The 15,722-nt window shown below is 72.8% G+C and carries 11 protein-coding genes; 4 read left to right on the top strand and 7 right to left on the bottom strand.

Features of this window, described 5'->3' with window-relative positions:
- The first annotated feature begins 24 nt into the window (after window positions 1-24).
- On the top strand, window positions 25-387 hold the full coding sequence (locus BM236_RS10270; protein WP_091123202.1) for a PPOX class F420-dependent oxidoreductase: 363 nt from the start codon (window positions 25-27) through the stop codon (window positions 385-387).
- Between the two features lie 32 nt (window positions 388-419).
- Here the strand turns inward: BM236_RS10270 and ffh are convergent, their stop codons facing one another.
- From ffh to BM236_RS10245, 5 genes are all read right to left on the bottom strand, one after another.
- Window positions 420-1,979, bottom strand: a complete 1,560-nt coding sequence (gene ffh / locus BM236_RS10265; RefSeq protein ID WP_091123200.1) for a signal recognition particle protein — start codon at window positions 1,977-1,979, stop codon at window positions 420-422.
- Between the two features lie 144 nt (window positions 1,980-2,123).
- Entirely contained in the window at window positions 2,124-4,340 is a 2,217-nt protein-coding gene (locus BM236_RS10260) for a [protein-PII] uridylyltransferase (RefSeq protein ID WP_245750254.1), read from the bottom strand.
- Between the two features lie 19 nt (window positions 4,341-4,359).
- A complete protein-coding gene (locus BM236_RS10255; RefSeq protein ID WP_245750253.1) occupies window positions 4,360-4,698 on the bottom strand; it encodes a P-II family nitrogen regulator in 339 nt (112 codons plus the stop codon).
- 122 nt (window positions 4,699-4,820) lie between these two features.
- Window positions 4,821-5,159, bottom strand: a complete 339-nt coding sequence (locus tag BM236_RS10250; RefSeq protein ID WP_091123196.1) for a P-II family nitrogen regulator — start codon at window positions 5,157-5,159, stop codon at window positions 4,821-4,823.
- Window positions 5,156-6,424 carry an ammonium transporter gene (locus BM236_RS10245; protein WP_245750252.1) on the bottom strand — a complete coding sequence of 423 codons (1,269 nt, stop codon included), beginning with the start codon at window positions 6,422-6,424 and terminating at the stop codon, window positions 5,156-5,158. The genes BM236_RS10250 and BM236_RS10245 overlap by 4 nt, the downstream gene beginning before the upstream one ends.
- A 322-nt stretch (window positions 6,425-6,746) precedes the next feature.
- Between BM236_RS10245 and BM236_RS19365 the strand changes: the two genes are divergently transcribed.
- The 3 genes from BM236_RS19365 to BM236_RS10230 are packed head-to-tail and all read left to right on the top strand — an operon-like array spanning window position 6,747 to window position 12,291.
- Complete coding sequence (locus tag BM236_RS19365; RefSeq protein WP_245750251.1) at window positions 6,747-7,241, top strand: hypothetical protein; 495 nt, start codon at window positions 6,747-6,749, stop codon at window positions 7,239-7,241.
- Window positions 7,238-9,724 carry a CDP-glycerol glycerophosphotransferase family protein gene (locus BM236_RS10235; RefSeq protein ID WP_091123192.1) on the top strand — a complete coding sequence of 829 codons (2,487 nt, stop codon included), beginning with the start codon at window positions 7,238-7,240 and terminating at the stop codon, window positions 9,722-9,724. The genes BM236_RS19365 and BM236_RS10235 overlap by 4 nt, the downstream gene beginning before the upstream one ends.
- Window positions 9,724-12,291 (top strand): CDP-glycerol glycerophosphotransferase family protein, encoded by a 2,568-nt coding sequence (locus tag BM236_RS10230; RefSeq protein ID WP_091123189.1) that lies wholly within the window; start codon window positions 9,724-9,726, stop codon window positions 12,289-12,291. The genes BM236_RS10235 and BM236_RS10230 overlap by 1 nt, the downstream gene beginning before the upstream one ends.
- Here the strand turns inward: BM236_RS10230 and BM236_RS10225 are convergent.
- Window positions 12,269-14,551 carry a glycosyltransferase family protein gene (locus BM236_RS10225; protein WP_091123187.1) on the bottom strand — a complete coding sequence of 761 codons (2,283 nt, stop codon included), beginning with the start codon at window positions 14,549-14,551 and terminating at the stop codon, window positions 12,269-12,271. The genes BM236_RS10230 and BM236_RS10225 overlap by 23 nt on opposite strands.
- On the bottom strand, window positions 14,551-15,711 hold the full coding sequence (locus tag BM236_RS18975) for a hypothetical protein (RefSeq protein WP_091123184.1): 1,161 nt from the start codon (window positions 15,709-15,711) through the stop codon (window positions 14,551-14,553). The genes BM236_RS10225 and BM236_RS18975 overlap by 1 nt, the downstream gene beginning before the upstream one ends.
- Window positions 15,712-15,722 lie beyond the last annotated feature (11 nt).

Below are 15,722 nucleotides of genomic sequence, written 5' to 3'. Positions count from 1 at the left end.
GCGTCGCCCGGCGACGATGGGGCCATGAGGTTCACTGACGCCCAGCTGGCCTACCTCGGCTCGCAGCTGCTCGGCCGCCTGGCGACGGTCGGCCCCGACGGCGGCCCCCAGAACAACCCGGTCGGCTTCCGTGTCGACGACTCCCACCGGATCCTGATCGGTGGCAGGCGGATGGGCGGGACGCGGAAGTTCCGCAACGTGCAGCGGCACCCGAGGGTGGCGTTCGTCGTCGACGACCTCGCGTCGACGAAGCCGTGGCGCCCGCGGATGCTGGAGATCCGCGGCACCGCGGAGGCGCTCACCGACGTCGAGCCGTTCGGCGAGGGCTACTCCCCGGAGATCATCCGGATCACACCGGAGCGGGTGTTCGCCTTCGGGCTGGAGTGAGGCACCGGGGAGCGGAGCCGCCCCACCAGAAGTCACTTGAGGTACTTGGAGAAGTCCTTGGGCAGGTTGAGCTGCGCGGCCGCCGCCTCGTAGTCGATCTCCTCGCCGCCGGGGTTGCCGAACGGGTTCGCGGCAGCCGGCTTCTGTGCCTCGGCCTTGGCCTCCTGGGCGGCCTTGGCAGGGTTGCCCGAGCGGCGCGCGCCCTTGCCCTTCTTGGGCTTGGCCTGCTGCTTGGCGCCGGCGCGCTTGCCGAAGGCCATGCCGGGAGCGCCCGGCATGCCCGGCATGCCGCCGCCCGAGGCGAGCTGGCGCATCATCTTGGCCGCCTCGGTGAAGCGCTCGATGAGCTGGTTGACGTCGGAGACCGCACGTCCCGCACCGCGGGCGATGCGGGAGCGTCGGGAGCCGTCGATGATCTTGGGGTTGGCCCGCTCGGCCGGCGTCATCGACTGGATGATCGCCTGGATCCGGTCGATCTCACGGTCGTCGAAGTTGGCCAGCTGCTCGCGGAACTGGCCCATGCCGGGCAGCATCCCCATCAGCTTCGACATCGAGCCGAGCTTGCGCAGCTGCTGCATCTGCTGCAGGAAGTCGTCGAGCGTGAAGTCGCCGCTCGCGACCTTGGCCGCGGCTGCCGCCGACTCCTCGGCGTCGAACGCCTTCTCGGCCTGCTCGATCAGGGTGAGCATGTCGCCCATGTCGAGGATCCGGCCGGCCATCCGGTCGGGGTGGAACAGGTCGAAGTCGGTCATCTTCTCGCCGTTGGAGGCGAAGATGACCGGCTTGCCGGTCAGGCTGACGATCGACAGCGCCGCGCCACCGCGGGCGTCACCGTCGAGCTTGGTGAGGACGACGCCGTCGTACCCCACCCCGTCGAGGAAGGCCTGCGCGGTGGTGACCGCGTCCTGGCCGATCATCGCGTCGACGACGAACAGCACCTCGTCGGGCTGCGTCGCGTCCCGGATGTCCACGGCCTGCTTCATCATCTCCGCGTCGACGCCGAGGCGGCCGGCGGTGTCGATGATGACGACGTCGTGGAGGGTGCGCTTGGCCTCGTCGATGCTGCGTCGCGCCACGCCGACCGGGTCGCCGACGCCGTTGCCGGGCTCGGGCGCGAAGACGGGTACGCCGACCCGCTCGCCGTTGACCTGCAGCTGGTTGACCGCGTTGGGCCGCTGGAGGTCGCAGGCGACGAGGAGCGGCGACTTGCCCTGCTCCTTGAGCCAGAGCGCCAGCTTGGCCGCGAGCGTCGTCTTGCCCGCACCCTGGAGTCCGGCCAGCATGATGACGGTCGGGCCGGTCTTGGCGTAGCGCAGCCGCCGGGTCTCGCCGCCCAGGATCGAGACGAGCTCGTCGTTGACGATCTTGACGACCTGCTGGGCCGGGTTGAGCGCCTGCGAGACCTCCTCGCCCCGGGCCCGCTCCTTCACCGCCGCGACGAACTCACGGACGACGGGCAGCGCGACGTCGGCCTCCAGCAGCGCGATGCGGATCTCGCGCGCGGTGGCGTCGATGTCGGCCTCGGAGAGCCGGCCCTTCCCCCGGAGGTTCTTGAAGGTGTCGGCGAGCCGGTCGGAGAGCGTGGCGAACAAGTTCTGGTCCTCGGATCAGGCGAGTGGATCGACGCCCAAGGGTAACGGGCGGGTCGGCACATCGAGGTATGCAGGCGAACCGTCACCTGCCGCGCGGAGCTCCGCATGGGAGGTGGGGGTTCGGCTGCATACCTCGACGAACCGTCACGACTCGCCCGACAGCGCCGCACGGACGGCGTGCGCCGCCTCCGCCGCACGCTGGTCGCCGAGTACGCCGGCGTGGGACTCCTGCAGGTAGAACACGTCCACCGCCTGCGGCCCGAGCGTGTCGACGTGGGCCGAGCGCACGGCCACGCCGAGCCGGGCGAGGGCCGCGCAGACGAGGTAGACCACGCCGGGGCGGTCGGTCGCGCGCACCTCCAGGACGGTGGCCTGCGCGGAGGCCTCCGCCCGGACCGCCACGCTGGGTGCGAGCACCGAGGTGTCCGCCGGCCGCAACCGGCCGGCCGGGTCGATCCGGCCCTCGCTGATCGCCTCGAAGCGCTCGCGCAGGACCGCTGGGTCGAGGTGCTGGTCGTCGACCTCCCACACCGAGACGCCGCAGTCCTCCTGCGACCAGGCTCTCGCCGCGCGCACCCGGAGCCGCTGCATCGCGAACGTGGCGGCGGTGTCGGCGAGCAGCCCGACCCGGTCGGGTGCTATCACCGTCAGCCGCGTCCCGTCGGTGACCGGCTGCACCGCGAAGGAGGCCACCCCCCGTCGCACCGCCGGCGGGAGGGTGACCTCCTCAGCGACCAGGGGCGCCGGCGACGCACCCGGGTCGAGCGCGACCCTGGCGCGCCGGGCGAGGTCGAGGATCAGGGACGCCCGCCACGAGGACCACGCCTTCGGGCTGGTCGCCCGTGCGTCGGCCTCGGTGAGCGCCGCGAGCAGGTCGACGGCCGCCGGCTCGGCGATCCGCTCGGTGATCGCGGCGACCGTGGCGGGGTCGTCGGGGTCCCTCGTCGTCGCGACGGTCGCGAGCAGGAGGTGCCAGCGCACGAGCGTCTCGATGAGCGCCACGGCTTCGCGGTCGAACCCCATCCGGGTCGCGATCTCCCGGGCGATCGGGGCGCCGGCGACGCTGTGCTCGGTCGGGCCGCCCTTGCCGATGTCGTGCAGCAGCGCCGCGACCGCGAGGACGTCGGGGCGCGCGACGGCGCGGATCAGCCCGGCCGCCTCGATGCACGTCTCCACCATGTGCCGGTCGACGGTGAACCGGTGGATGACCGAGGCGTGCGGCAGCAGCCTGACCCGCTCCCACTCCGGCAGCAGACGGTCCACGGCGCCGGTCTCGTCGAGCGTCTCCCACACCGCCCGCAGTCCGGGTCCGGCGGCGAGCAGGCGGACGAAGAGCCGTCGCGCGGCCGGCGGCCACGGGACCGGGAGCGGCGCCACGTCGTCGGCCAGCCGCGAGATCGTGGGCGGCGCCAGCACGACGTCGTGCTCCGCCGCGAGGGCCGCGGCGCGCAGGAGCAGCAGGGGGTCGTCGGCGGGCCGGACGCTGCCGTCCAGCACGACCTCGCCGCCCGACAGCGCCACTCCCGCCTCGAGCGGGGTGAGGTCGGGACGACGCGGGCGCACCCCGACCGGTCGCTCGATGACCGCGTCGACGCGCCGCCACGTCAGCCGGGAGATGTGGGTGATCCGGCGCCCCGTCCCGCGCACGTAGGCCTGGGCCGCCCGCTCGTCGGGCAGCGCGAGGCGCTCGGCCAGCTGCGGCCAGATCTCGGGTGCGATCCGGTCGGTCGCCCGTCCGGCGACCTCCTGCACGTGGTCGCGGATGTCGAGCAGGTCCTGGCGGCGCGGCTCGAGGTCGGTGTGCGGCACGTCGACCAGCCACGTCGCGACGAGGGCGTTGAGGATGGTGGCGTCGCGCAGGCCGCCGGCCGACTCCTTGACGTCCGGGACGCTGGCGTGGGCGAGCTCGCCGAGCAGGTCGTGGCGCTGGTGGGCCAGCCTGCGCAGCTCCGACAGCCGCTGTCGGGCGTGCCGCCGCCAGTGGGCCAGCATCGTCGTCCGCAGCCGGAGGGTCAGGTTCGGGTCGCCCGCCAGGTGGCGGACGTCGAGCAGCCCGAGCGCCACCCGGACGTCGTCGTCGGCCGCGGAGACCATCTCCGGCAGCGACCGCAGCGAGTGGTCGAGCCTCGCCCCCGAGTCCCAGAGGGGGTACCACAGCGTCGACGGCGTCGCGCCCAGGCCGACGCCCTCGTCGTGTACGAGGACGACGTCGAGGTCGGAGCACGGCGCCAGCTCGGCGCGACCGTAGCCGCCGACCGCGACGAGCGCCGCCCCCTGCAAGGGACCCGACGCGGCGTTGTACGCCTCGACGCACAGGAGGTCGGCGGCGGCCGCCCTCTCGGCCCGCTCGGCCGCTGTCACCCGCTGGTTCCCGCGGTGTTCAGATCGCCGCGTCGTCGCGGTCGCCGGTCCGGACGCGTACGACACTCTCGATGACCGTGACCCACACCTTGCCGTCGCCGATGCGACCGGTCTGGGCGCTGCGGACGATGGCGTCCACCACGCCATCGGCGTCGCCGTCCTCCACCACGATCTCGATGCGGACCTTCGGCACGAGCGCGATGTCGTACTCGGCGCCCCGGTAGACCTCGGTGTGCCCCTTCTGCCGCCCGTAGCCGCTCACCTCGGTGACCGTCATGCCGGTCACGCCGACGGACTCGAGGGCGACGCGGACGTCCTCCCACTTGTGCGGCTTCACGACCGCGGTGACGAGCTTCATGGTTCTCCTCACGATGAGCCGGCCGCGCGGGTCGGCGGGCGGGCTGGGGACCGATCATGCCTGATCGGCGGACGGCCCGGCTCCCTCCGGAGCCGGGCCGTCGGCCGGCCAGCCGTAGCCGCTCAGATCGCCGCCGCGTCGCGGTCGCCGGTCCGGACCCGGACCACGGTCTCGACCGCGGTGACCCAGACCTTCCCGTCGCCGATCCGGCCGGTCTGCGCGCTCTTCACGACGAGGCCGACGACGTCGTCGGCGTCCCCGTCCTCGACCACGATCTCGACGCGGATCTTGGGCACGAGCGCGATGTCGTACTCCGCGCCGCGGTAGACCTCGGTGTGGCCCTTCTGCCGCCCGTAGCCGCTGACCTCGCTGACCGTCATGCCGGTCACGCCGAAGGTCTCGAGCGCCTCCCGGACGTCCTCCCACTTGTGCGGCTTGATGACCGCGGTCACGAGCTTCATGCGAGGACCCCCGTCCCGGCGGCGATGTCGTACGCCGACTCGCCGTGCTGGTCGCCGTCGATGCCCTCGACCTCGGCCTCGTCGGTGACGCGCCAGCCGATCGTGAGCTTGATCGCGTAGGCGATGACGGCGGTCAGGACGCCGGTCCACACGATGGTGAACAGCGCCGCGAGGAACTGGTCGCCGAGCGACGCCAGGCCGCCGCCGTAGAGGAGGCCGTCGATGCCGCCGGGCGCGTCAGCGCTGGAGACGAAGCCGATGAGCAGCGTGCCGACGAGGCCGCCGACGAGGTGGACGCCGACGACGTCGAGCGAGTCGTCGTAGCCCAGCCTGTACTTCAGTCCCACCGCCAGGGCGCAGAGCCCGCCGGCGACGGCGCCGACGACGATCGCACCGGTCAAGGCGACCGCCCCACAGGCGGGGGTGATCGCCACGAGGCCGGCGACGATGCCCGAGGCGGCGCCGAGCGACGTGGCCTTGCCGTGCAGGAGGCGCTCGACGAGGAGCCAGGCGAGCATCGCCGCTGCGGTGGCGATCGTGGTGTTCAAGAAGGTCACACCGGTCTCGGAGAAGAACTGCTTCGAGAACCTGTCCGGGTCGTCGAGGGACTCCGGGGTGAAGACGATCGAGCCGACGTTGAAGCCGTACCACCCGAACCACAGCAGCCCGGCGCCGATCATCGTGAGCGTCAGGTTGTGCGGCCGCATCGGCTCCTTGCCGAAGCCGACGCGCTTGCCGATGACCAGCACCAGGACGAGGCCGGCGACACCGGCATTGATGTGGACGACCGTGCCGCCGGCGTAGTCCTGCGCGAAGGTCGAGCCCTTCGCGAGCTGACCGGCCAGCCAGCCGCCACCCCAGACGTTGTGCGCGATCGGGAAGTAGCAGGCGGTCAGCCAGATCGGGATGAAGACCACCCACGCGACCAGCTTCACGCGGTCGGCGATGGCGCCGCTGATGAGCGCCACCGTGATCGCCGCGAAGGTCAGCTGGAAGACCACGAAGATGTAGTTGGCCGAGCTGACGCCGTCGAGGCCCCACATGCTGAACGGGTTGGCGAGCAGCTTGCCGTTCCCGTTGCCGGCACCGTCGCCGCCCCAGCCCTCGGACCAACCCCACAGCACCATCACGATGCTCGCCATGCCGAACGCGACGAACGACATCATCATCATATTGAGGACCGACTTCGACCGCGTCATCCCGCCGTAGAACAGCGCGAGCGCGGGCACGGTCATCACCAGGACCATGGCCGTCGCCACCAACATGAAGGCGTAATAGCCGTCCACAGAACCTCCAGAAGACATCGGACGGCGAGTGGATCTGGTCGGCCCGTGTCCGGCTGACCGTCCCTCGCCCTGCTTGCGGATCACCTTCGGGGGCGGAGGTTTCGGTGCACCGTGCCACGTGTTGCGCGGACGTAACCGGTGCGGCGCGCACGTTAACGTCGCGTTACGGCCGGGGTACGGCGGCTGGTCCGGCGGCTGGTCCGGCGGCTGGTGCAGCGACGATACGATGGGGCCGGGTCGGCGGTACGCCGGCCGGTGCAACCCGAGCGCCGAGCAGAGCGCGCGACACGGAACGAGGACGATGGCCGAGCCCGACGCCTCCAGGCTCGAGGAGTCGCTGCGTCAGTGCCGGCTCGAGCTCGCCGCACTCCGGCTGGAGCAGGAGACCTGGTCCGAGCGCCTCGCGCCCCTCGAGCACGCTGCGGGTCAGCTCCGCGAGCTCGCCACGGCCCTGGACGAGCACCTCACCGCGGTCGAGCGGGCCACGCCCGGCCTGCGCGGCTGGGTCAAGCGACGCCTGCTGCCCGGGACGCCGGCGCCAGCCGAGGTGGACGACCTCGCCCGGATCCGCTCCTCGCCGCTCTTCGACGGGGCGTGGTACCTCGAGCAGTACCCGGACGTCGTACGGTCCGGCATGAGCCCGGCCCTGCACTACCTGCGGCACGGGCGCTCCCAGCGCAAGCACCCCGGCCCGAGCTTCGACGCGGTGTCCTACGTCCGCGACCACCCTGAGCTCCCGGCCCACGCCAACCCGCTGCTGCACTACCAGGCCGGCGTCCCGGGCGTCGCGCAGTGACGGCTGCCGCAGCGGCGGCGGCAGCGGCGGAGCTGGCCGACCTCGCGAACGAGACGCCCCCGCGACGGCTCCGCCGTGAGGCCTCGCTCGTGGCCGACCTGGTCGATCGCGCGTACTACACGCTGACCAACGCAGCGGCGCTCGCCCCGGGCGAGGACCCGGTGGAGCACTTCTGCCGGGTCGGCTGGCGCGAGCTGCGCAAGCCCCGCCCCGACTTCGACGTGTGGTGGTACTGGGTCAACAACCTCGACCCGTCGTCAGAGGACGTCGACCCGCTCGTGCACTACGCCCTGGTCGGGCGCGATCTGGGGCTGTCGACCCGCCCGCAGCCGCCGGCCGACCGACGCGAGGGTCACCGGCTGCCGCAGGACCGGCCGGTTCGCAGGGCCTGCCTCTTCGCCGGGTTCGACCTCGACGGCGTCATCGACGACACCGTCGTCCTGCTCGTGACCGAGCTGGCCCGGCACGCCGACGTGTTCTACCTCAGCGACGGCTATCTCCCACCGGAGGAGCTGGCCAAGCTGGACGGCATCACCCGAGGCGCCTGGGCAGTCCGGCACGGCGCCTACGACTTCGGCTCCTACTCGATGCTGGCGCGGGACCTGGTCGGCTGGGACCGCCTCGCCGACTACGACGAGGTGCTGCTCGTCAACGACAGCTGCTTCCTCGTCCACCCGCTCGACGAGGTGTTCGCGGCGATGGACGCGCGCCCCTGCGACTGGTGGGGCCTGCAGGCGACGAAGGGACTGGCCAGCACCCGCGACAACCGGCGCAACGGGTTCCGCGACCCCATCCCGATGGACACCGTCCGCACCGACCTCCTCGCCGACTTCGAGGAGGACCCGGTCTACGACTTCCACGTCGGCTCCTACTTCCTCGCCCTGCGCCGGCCGGTGCTCGACGACCCCGTCGTGCGCAACCTGCTCGACTCGGTCCGGCCGCAGCCCGGGAAGCTGCTGGTGGTCCTCAAGTACGAGGTCGGGCTCACCCACCTGCTGATCGGGCGCGGGCACGACCTCGACACCTACCTGCCGGACCTGCTGCCGTTCCACCCGCTGTTCAGCGAGACGCACTTCGACCTGATCCGGGACGGGTTCCCGCTGCTGAAGCGCTACCTGATCCACCAGAACCACTACGACGTGCCCGACCTGGCGCGGTGGAAGGAGCGCGTGCTCGTCGCGGCTCCCGACGCGCCGGTCGACCTGTTCGAGCGTGCGCTGGAGCGCACCGCCCCCGACGACCGGCTGCGTCGCAGCCTCGCCATCACCCGCGGTGCCGACGGCTCGGTCAAGGTGCCACGGGTGCTCCGCGGAGCGGCCTACGAGCGCAAGGACGCCTCCGTCGAGAAGCGCCCCGACGTCTGGGCCTTCGCCGTCGACCCCGACCGGCACCTGCTGCCCGCCAACAGCCGCGCCATCTTCGAGGCGGTCAAGGACGACCCCGCCATCACGAAGGTGATCCTCACCCGGTCGCGCCGCGTCGAGCTGACCGGCAGCAGCGTCGTCGTCGAGCCGCTGCTCAGCCCGGCCGGCCGCAGCCAGCTCATGCGGGCCGGCGTGGTGTTCGTCGAGTCGCGCCTGCGGCAGTCGCTGCTCGCGCCTGTCTCGACCGAACGACAGACGGTCATCGCCGTCCGCGACGGCCTGCTGCTCGAGCGGACCGGCTCGGCCGCCGCCCCGCCGACCGTGCCCGGTCCTCCCGCTCACCTCTCGGAGCCGTTGCACTACCTGCACGACGTGCCCGAGCGCACCATGACGGCCCTCCTGGTCGCCTCGGACGTGGACCGGCTCGCCGCCCTGGCGACGTACGGCCCCGCGCCGCTCAACCAGACCTGGCAGACCGGACTGCCCGCGCACGACTTCCTCCTGGCGCCCGAGGAGCTGCTCCCATCCGACCACCGGGAGCAGCTGGACCGGCTCCGGGCGGAGCTGGCCGGCCGCCGGCTGCTTCTCTTCGCCCCGTCGCTGCGGCTCACCGGCTCCGCGCGCGAGCCCTACGTGTTCAGCGACGCCGAGTGCGCCGCCCTGCGCCACTGGAGCAGCCGGAACGACGTCGCCATCGGTGTCCGCCCGGCGCCCGGCGACCTCGAACGCTCCTACACCACCCAGCTCGAGGGCATGGCCCTGGACCTGTCCGAGCAGCGCTACCCCGCCCTGCACCCCGTGCTGCGCAGTGCCGACGCCCTGCTGACCGACTTCGCCGGCACCGCCCTCGACCTCGCCGCCACCGGCCGGCCGGTCGTCAGCTTCGTGCACGACCTGCCGGACGTGGAGGACCACCTGCTCTACGACCTCGACCACTTCTTCCCAGGGCCGGTCAGCTCCGACTTCGACGGGCTGACCGCCTCCCTCGAGTCGGTCTTCGACCAGCCCGACGAGGCGCTCCACGAGCGGGTGCGCGACCTGCTCGTCGACCACCGCGACGGGGCCAGCACGACGCGGGTCCTCGAGCGCCTCGCGGCGGAGCGGGAGGCGGCGCGGTGATGTCCCACGAGCAGTTCCGGGCCGCCTGGCCGAGCCTCGTCCGCGCCTGGGCCGAGCTGCGCACGAGCGAGCCCGCGGAGGCCGCCCGACTCCTCGACGAGGCCCTCCGCGCGGGCGTGGCCGCCCTCGACCTGCCCCCGTCGACGGAGGAGCCGGACCCCGACACCGCGCTGGACTGCGCGGTCGCGGTCGTCGAGGCGTCGCGGCGGTTCGACACCGACGGCTACCTCGCCGCCAACCGCCGGTTCCAGGAGCTCAGGTCCGGACGGACGTCCCCCGAGCGCCACTTCTGCGCCGACGGCTGGCTGCTGCTGCGCAACCCGCGCCGCGACTTCGACCTCTGGTGGTACTGGAACGAGCACCTCGACGCCACCGCAACCGACGTCAACCCGTTCCTCCACCACCTCCTGGCCGGCCGGCAGGCCGGCCTGGCCACCGTCCCCGCTCGGCGGGACCCGCTTCCCGACCCGCCCACGGCCGGGCCGAGCACCCGCCGCGTCTGTCTCTTCGCGGCGTACGACGTCGACGGTGTCGTCGACGACTACGTGGTGGCCTACCTGAGAGAGCTGAGCCGGCACGCCGACGTCTTCTACCTCGTCGACGGCGTGATGTCCGAGGCCGAGCTGGCGAAGCTCGCCGGGGTGACGAAGGGCGCCTGGGCGGTGCGGCACGGCCGTTACGACTTCGGCTCCTACGCCCTGCTCGCCGAGGAGCTCGTCGGCTGGGACGTCATCGACGAGTACGACGAGCTGCTCTTCGCCAACGACAGCTGCTACCTGCTCCGGCCGCTCGACGACGTCTTCGCGACCATGGACGCCCGGCCCGCCGACTGGTGGGGGCTGCAGGCGACCAAGCGCGACTACGAGCCAGCGAAGGGCCACCTCGAGCCGATCCCGCTGGCCGAGGCGAAGCGGCTCCACACGACGGCAGAGCAGTGGAACCCCTACTACCGGCTCCACGTGAGCTCCTACTTCCTGATCTTCCGACGCCGGGTCGTGGCCGACCCCGGGTTCCGCCGGCGGCTGGGTTCGGTGACCGAGCAGGCGCAGAAGATCAGCGTCATCCTCAAGTACGAGATCGGGATCGGCGACTACCTGGTCGGCGCCGGCTACGACTTCGAGACGTTCATCGACGCCCTCTACCCCTACCACCCCCTCTACACCGCCGACTTCTTCGAGCTGCTCGGCCAGGGCTTCCCGCTGATGAAGCGGAACTTCGTCGGCGAGAACCCGCGCCGGGCCGCCGACCTGGTGCACTGGAAGGAGCGCGTGCTCGAGCACGTGCCCGGCGCCCCCGTCGACATGCTGGAGCGCAACCTGCTCCGGGTCGCCCCCGACGACGGCCTGCAGCGCAGCTTCGCGATCCGCACCCGCGAGGACGGCACCGTCGACCTGCACGAGCCGCTGAGCGCCGCGGAGTTCCGGCGCGAGGACCTCCGGACGCCGAAGTTCGAGCACTGGTGGGCCTTCCCCGTCTGCGCCTACGACCACACCTTCGCCAGCAACGAGCGCGCCCTGTTCGAGGAGGTCCGCGACGACCCGTCGATCAAGAAGATCATCCTGACCCGTTCGCGCAAGGTGGACGTGGATGGCGAGAACGTCGTCATCGTCCCGCTGGAGAGCCCGGAGGGTCAGTACCACCTGCTCCGAGCCGGTCAGGTCTTCGTCAAGCACGGGCCTCGGATCAACGTCCCGTGGCCGCTCGCGCCGACGCTGCACAACTTCGTCAACCTGTGGCACGGCATCCCGCTCAAGCGCTTCGGCGTCGCCGGCGTCGACGTCTCGGAGACCTCCTGGCGCATCATGATGCGTAACAACGGCGGCTCGCGGGCGATCGTCACGTCGAGCCGGATGGACCGGCTGGCCATGTCGGCGGCGTTCTTCCCGGCGTCGTACCGCGACATGTGGCCGACCGGGCTCCCGCGCAACGACTTCGTCCTGCGGGAGGAGAGCCGGCTCCCCGAGGACCTGCGCGCCTCGGTCGAGCGGCTCCGGGAGGAGGTCGCCGGCCGGCGGTTGGTGATGATGCTGCCGACCTTCAAGGAGGCCCAGGCCGACGCCTACTACCGGTTCTCGGCCGACGAGGTCGCCCGGCTCGCCGCCTGGGCCGAGCGCAACAACGCCGTGCTCGGGATCCGGGAGCACATGGCCGACAAGGCGCACACCTACTCCACGATGCTCGCCCCGCTCGACCCGATCGACCTCTCGTCGCGGCGCTACCCGGACCTGGAGGTCCTCTACCGGGTCGCCGACGCCCTGATCAGCGACTACTCCAGCTGCCTGGTCGACTTCATGCTGACCGGCCGGCCGGTGATGAGCTTCGCCTACGACTACGAGCGGTACGCCAACGCCGAGCGCGGCCTGTTCTACGACCTGGACAAGGTCCTCCCCGGACCGGTCTGCCGCACCTTCGACGAGCTGGCCGGCGCGCTGGACCGGGTCTTCGTCGACCGGACGCCCGCGGAGGTCGAGGAGTACGAGTGGAAGCGGCGGATCTTCTTCGACCACGTCGACGATCGCGCGGGGGCACGCGTCGTCGAGCGCGTCAAGGAGTGGTACGCCGACTGACGGCCCGGTGGGCCGCGGCCAGGAGCACCCGCGCGCGGGCGCCGAAGCTGTGCTCGCGGCGGACCCGCTCGGCGAGCTCGACGCGGGCGTCGTCGTCGGGGAACGCGTCCCGCCAGCGTGAGGCGAGGGCGCGCAGGTCCTCCGGTGTCCGGTAGACCTGCACGGCCCCGCCGAAGAGGTCGGCCAGGCCCTCCACGTCGTCGCTGATGACGCGCGCACCGCTGGCGAGGGCGTCGAAGATCCGGTTGGAGATGAAGCCGTGGCGGCGCATGTCGTCGAAGTGGTCGTTGAGGACGATGCTCGCCGAACGGTAGGCGGCGGAGAGCAGGGTGTTGTCGAGGTAGGTGCCCGCGATCCGCTCCGCCGGCAGGAACCGCCCCCAACCGGTGCCGTAGATCGTCACGTCGAGGCCGCTGGCGATCGCGTCGCGCACGACGGGACGGAACTCGCCGCGGGTGTTGCCCACGAACAGCGCCTCCGGACCGGTGTCGGGCGCCGCCGAGCCGGGCGAGAACCGCGCGGGGTCGGTGGCCTGGAGGAGCGGCTCGATCGTGACCCCCCACTCACGAGAGCGTCGCTCCGCCCACCCCGGGCTGGCGGCGAACACAGCGTCGTAGCCGGCCAGCTCCTCACCGCTGACGGTGTCGGGACGCGAGATGACCCAGGCGAGCGTCGGGTGCTCGGGCGTCGGCCGGGCCGGCTCGGGACCGCGGAGGACCAATGCCACGTCGTCGTGCCGGGCCGTCGGCCGCTCGAACGTCTCCTGGCGGTCGATCACCACCTCCTGGCCGAGCGCGCGCAGCGCGTCGGCCAGACCGTCCGCGTAGTGGGTGTCGCCCCAGATCGAGGAGCGCGCCGGGGCCGGGTTCTTGATCGCCCAGCGCAGAGCTCGCGGCTCCGTGCGCGCCGGGTCCGCGTGGAGGCGCGCCTCGCGGACCAGCACCGGCTGCGGCACGCGGAGCGCGGGTGGGAGGCTCGGCTCGGTCGACCGCACGTCGTGGTCGACGATCCGGAACCCGGCGGCGGCCCACAGCGCCCGGTCGTCACCGGCGGGCTGCTCCGATGCAAGGTAGCGCGCCCGGTCCTCGGCGGGGTCGGCGGCGTGGTTGTCGTGGTGGACGGCGACCACGTCCGTGGCCACCTGGAAGTGGCCGCCGAAGGCGCGCGCCAGCCGCACGCACAGGTCCACGTCGGCGATCTCACCCTCGAGCGAACCGTCCCACCCGCCGACCTCGAGCACCTGGCTCCGCCGGAGCGCGAGCGCTGCGCCACTCACCGCGCCGAAGCGCAGGTGGGCGACCCGCCGGGCGTCGTGGACCGGGAAGCCGCGCAGGAAGTGGTGCGGCAGGCCCCGGTCCGGGAACGCATAGCCGGCCGAGGAGACGAGGAGGTCCTCCGAGACGACCAGGGGCTGGACGCCGAGGACGTCGGTGTCCGCCAGCGGCGCGAGCAGCGGCCCGAGCGCGCCGGGCGGCAGGTCGAGGTCGTCGTGGAGCAGCAGGAGCTCGGCGCCTCGGACGAGGCGCGCGGCGCGGGTCCGGGCCTGCGCCGCGCCGTAGCGGCGGCCGGCGTGGACGACCTGCACCTGCGGGAACCGCATCGGCAGCGCATCGAGGCCGGCGGCCACCTCGGGCCGGGTGCCGTCGTCCCAGACCAGGCAGTCGAGCTCACGACCGTCCAGGTCCTGCCGCACGAGCCCCTCGACCGCGCCGATGGCCGCGGCGCCGTCGCCGGAGACCACCACGACGGCCGACACCCGGGCCGGGTCGTCCGGAGCGGACGGGTCGTCGGCGATCGGGGCCGGGTCGGCGAGCCGGTCGGCGGCAGCGGTACGCCGCTCGGCGACCCAGTCGCGCAGGTCGCCGTCCAGCCAGTCGTTGGCGGCGATCCCGGCCGCGGCGCCGACCTCGACGTAGTGCGCGGTCGGCCCCGACGGATGGCTCGCGGCCGCGGGGACGCGGCCGACGTACCCCTCGGTGTCGAAGGCCGCGTGGGTGACGAGGTGGAAGGCACCGCGGCTCAGGTAGAGGCCGAGCGGGTCGCCGGCGCCCAGCTTGCGCCGGCGGTCGGGGTGCATCTGGGAGCGGACGTAGGCCGGGTCGAAGAGCGGGTGCGGGTGGTGCCCGGCCGCGACGCCGACCTCGAGGTAGTGCCGGACCGCAGCTCGTCGGCGCAGCGGCCGGCCGGCCTGCAGCGAGTACCACTTCTCGTCGAAGAGCGGCGAGCGCAGCAGGCGCAGCTGCTCGGGGGTCGACCGCATCAGCGCTCGCCGTCCTTGGCCCGCAGCCAGCGACCGAGCCCGCGCCGGCGACCGGCGTCCGTGGTCGGGCCGTCCGAGGCGGCCAGCCGGCTGCGCAGCCGGGCGACCTTGACCTCGTTCCGCTCGCGGGCCTCGGCCGTCGCCAGCAGGAGCTCGGCCATGGCCGCGACCGCCTCGTCGGCGATCCGGGTGTCGCCGGAGGCGCCGGGGTCGGCGGTGGCCGGCCGGTCGGTCTGCCCGACGTCCGGGACGCGCAGGTCGCTCAGGTCGCCGACCACGTCGACGCCGCCGGCGGCGAGCGCGCCGACCATCGCGTCGGCCTCGGCACGGACCCAGGGCAGCTGGGCCGCAGGGACGGTGATCGCGGTGCCGGGCTGCTGCGCCAGGATCCGGCGGGCGAGACCGCGCTTGACGATGGCCTTGTAGGGCGCCGGCCACGCCAGCCTCCCCGCGAGTGCGACGTTGATCCGGCGGAGCAGCTCGGCCTGCTCGGCGCCCAGGGAGTCGTTGGCGCGCGGGAGGTCGAGCGAGAAGCGGCCGGCGTCCAGTCCGAGCACGGAGGCGAACCGCTCCCAGAGGAGGGACCGGGGCGCACCGGCCGGGGGCACGGTGACCACGTGGACCCGGTCCGGGCCGACCACCTGCGCCCAGGTGGCCGCCCAGTCGGGGCAGTTCCAGAGCCGTCGCTGGAAGGCGCCCGCGCTCGTGGTGCCCTCGCGGGTCTGGTCCAGGAAGTCGTCGAACGTCCACGTGCGGGTCGACTTGATCGTCTCCTGCCACTGTGACGGCAGGAACCGGGCCAGGTCCCGCACGGTGATCACGACGTGGACCTCACGACCCAGGGCACTGAGCTCCCGGACCGCGCGGTCGGCGTGCTCGGCGGTGGCGTGCACGAGGAACTCGGTGGAGACTAGGCTGTCCGTCGGGTGGTCGGCGATGGCGTCGAGCAGTCGAGCCCAGGCCCCGTCGACCGATCCGGTGACGCCCATCCAGTTGGCCTGGCCGCTGAGCTCGAGATAGGCGCGGTAGTGGTCCGCGACGCCGGTGAGCGGAAGGAGCAGCCCCTGCTCGAGGGCGAGGTCGCGCTGCTGCCAGAGCACTGCCTGGAGGAAGGACGTCCCGGTCTTCGGGCCCCCGATGTGGAGGAGGACGCGAGCCATCCGGAGGGCCC

This window comes from Nocardioides terrae (assembly GCF_900112345.1).
Lineage (GTDB): Bacteria > Actinomycetota > Actinomycetes > Propionibacteriales > Nocardioidaceae > Nocardioides > Nocardioides terrae.
Note: the sequence above shows the minus strand (reverse complement) of the source record. Positions and strands in the feature narration are given on the sequence as shown.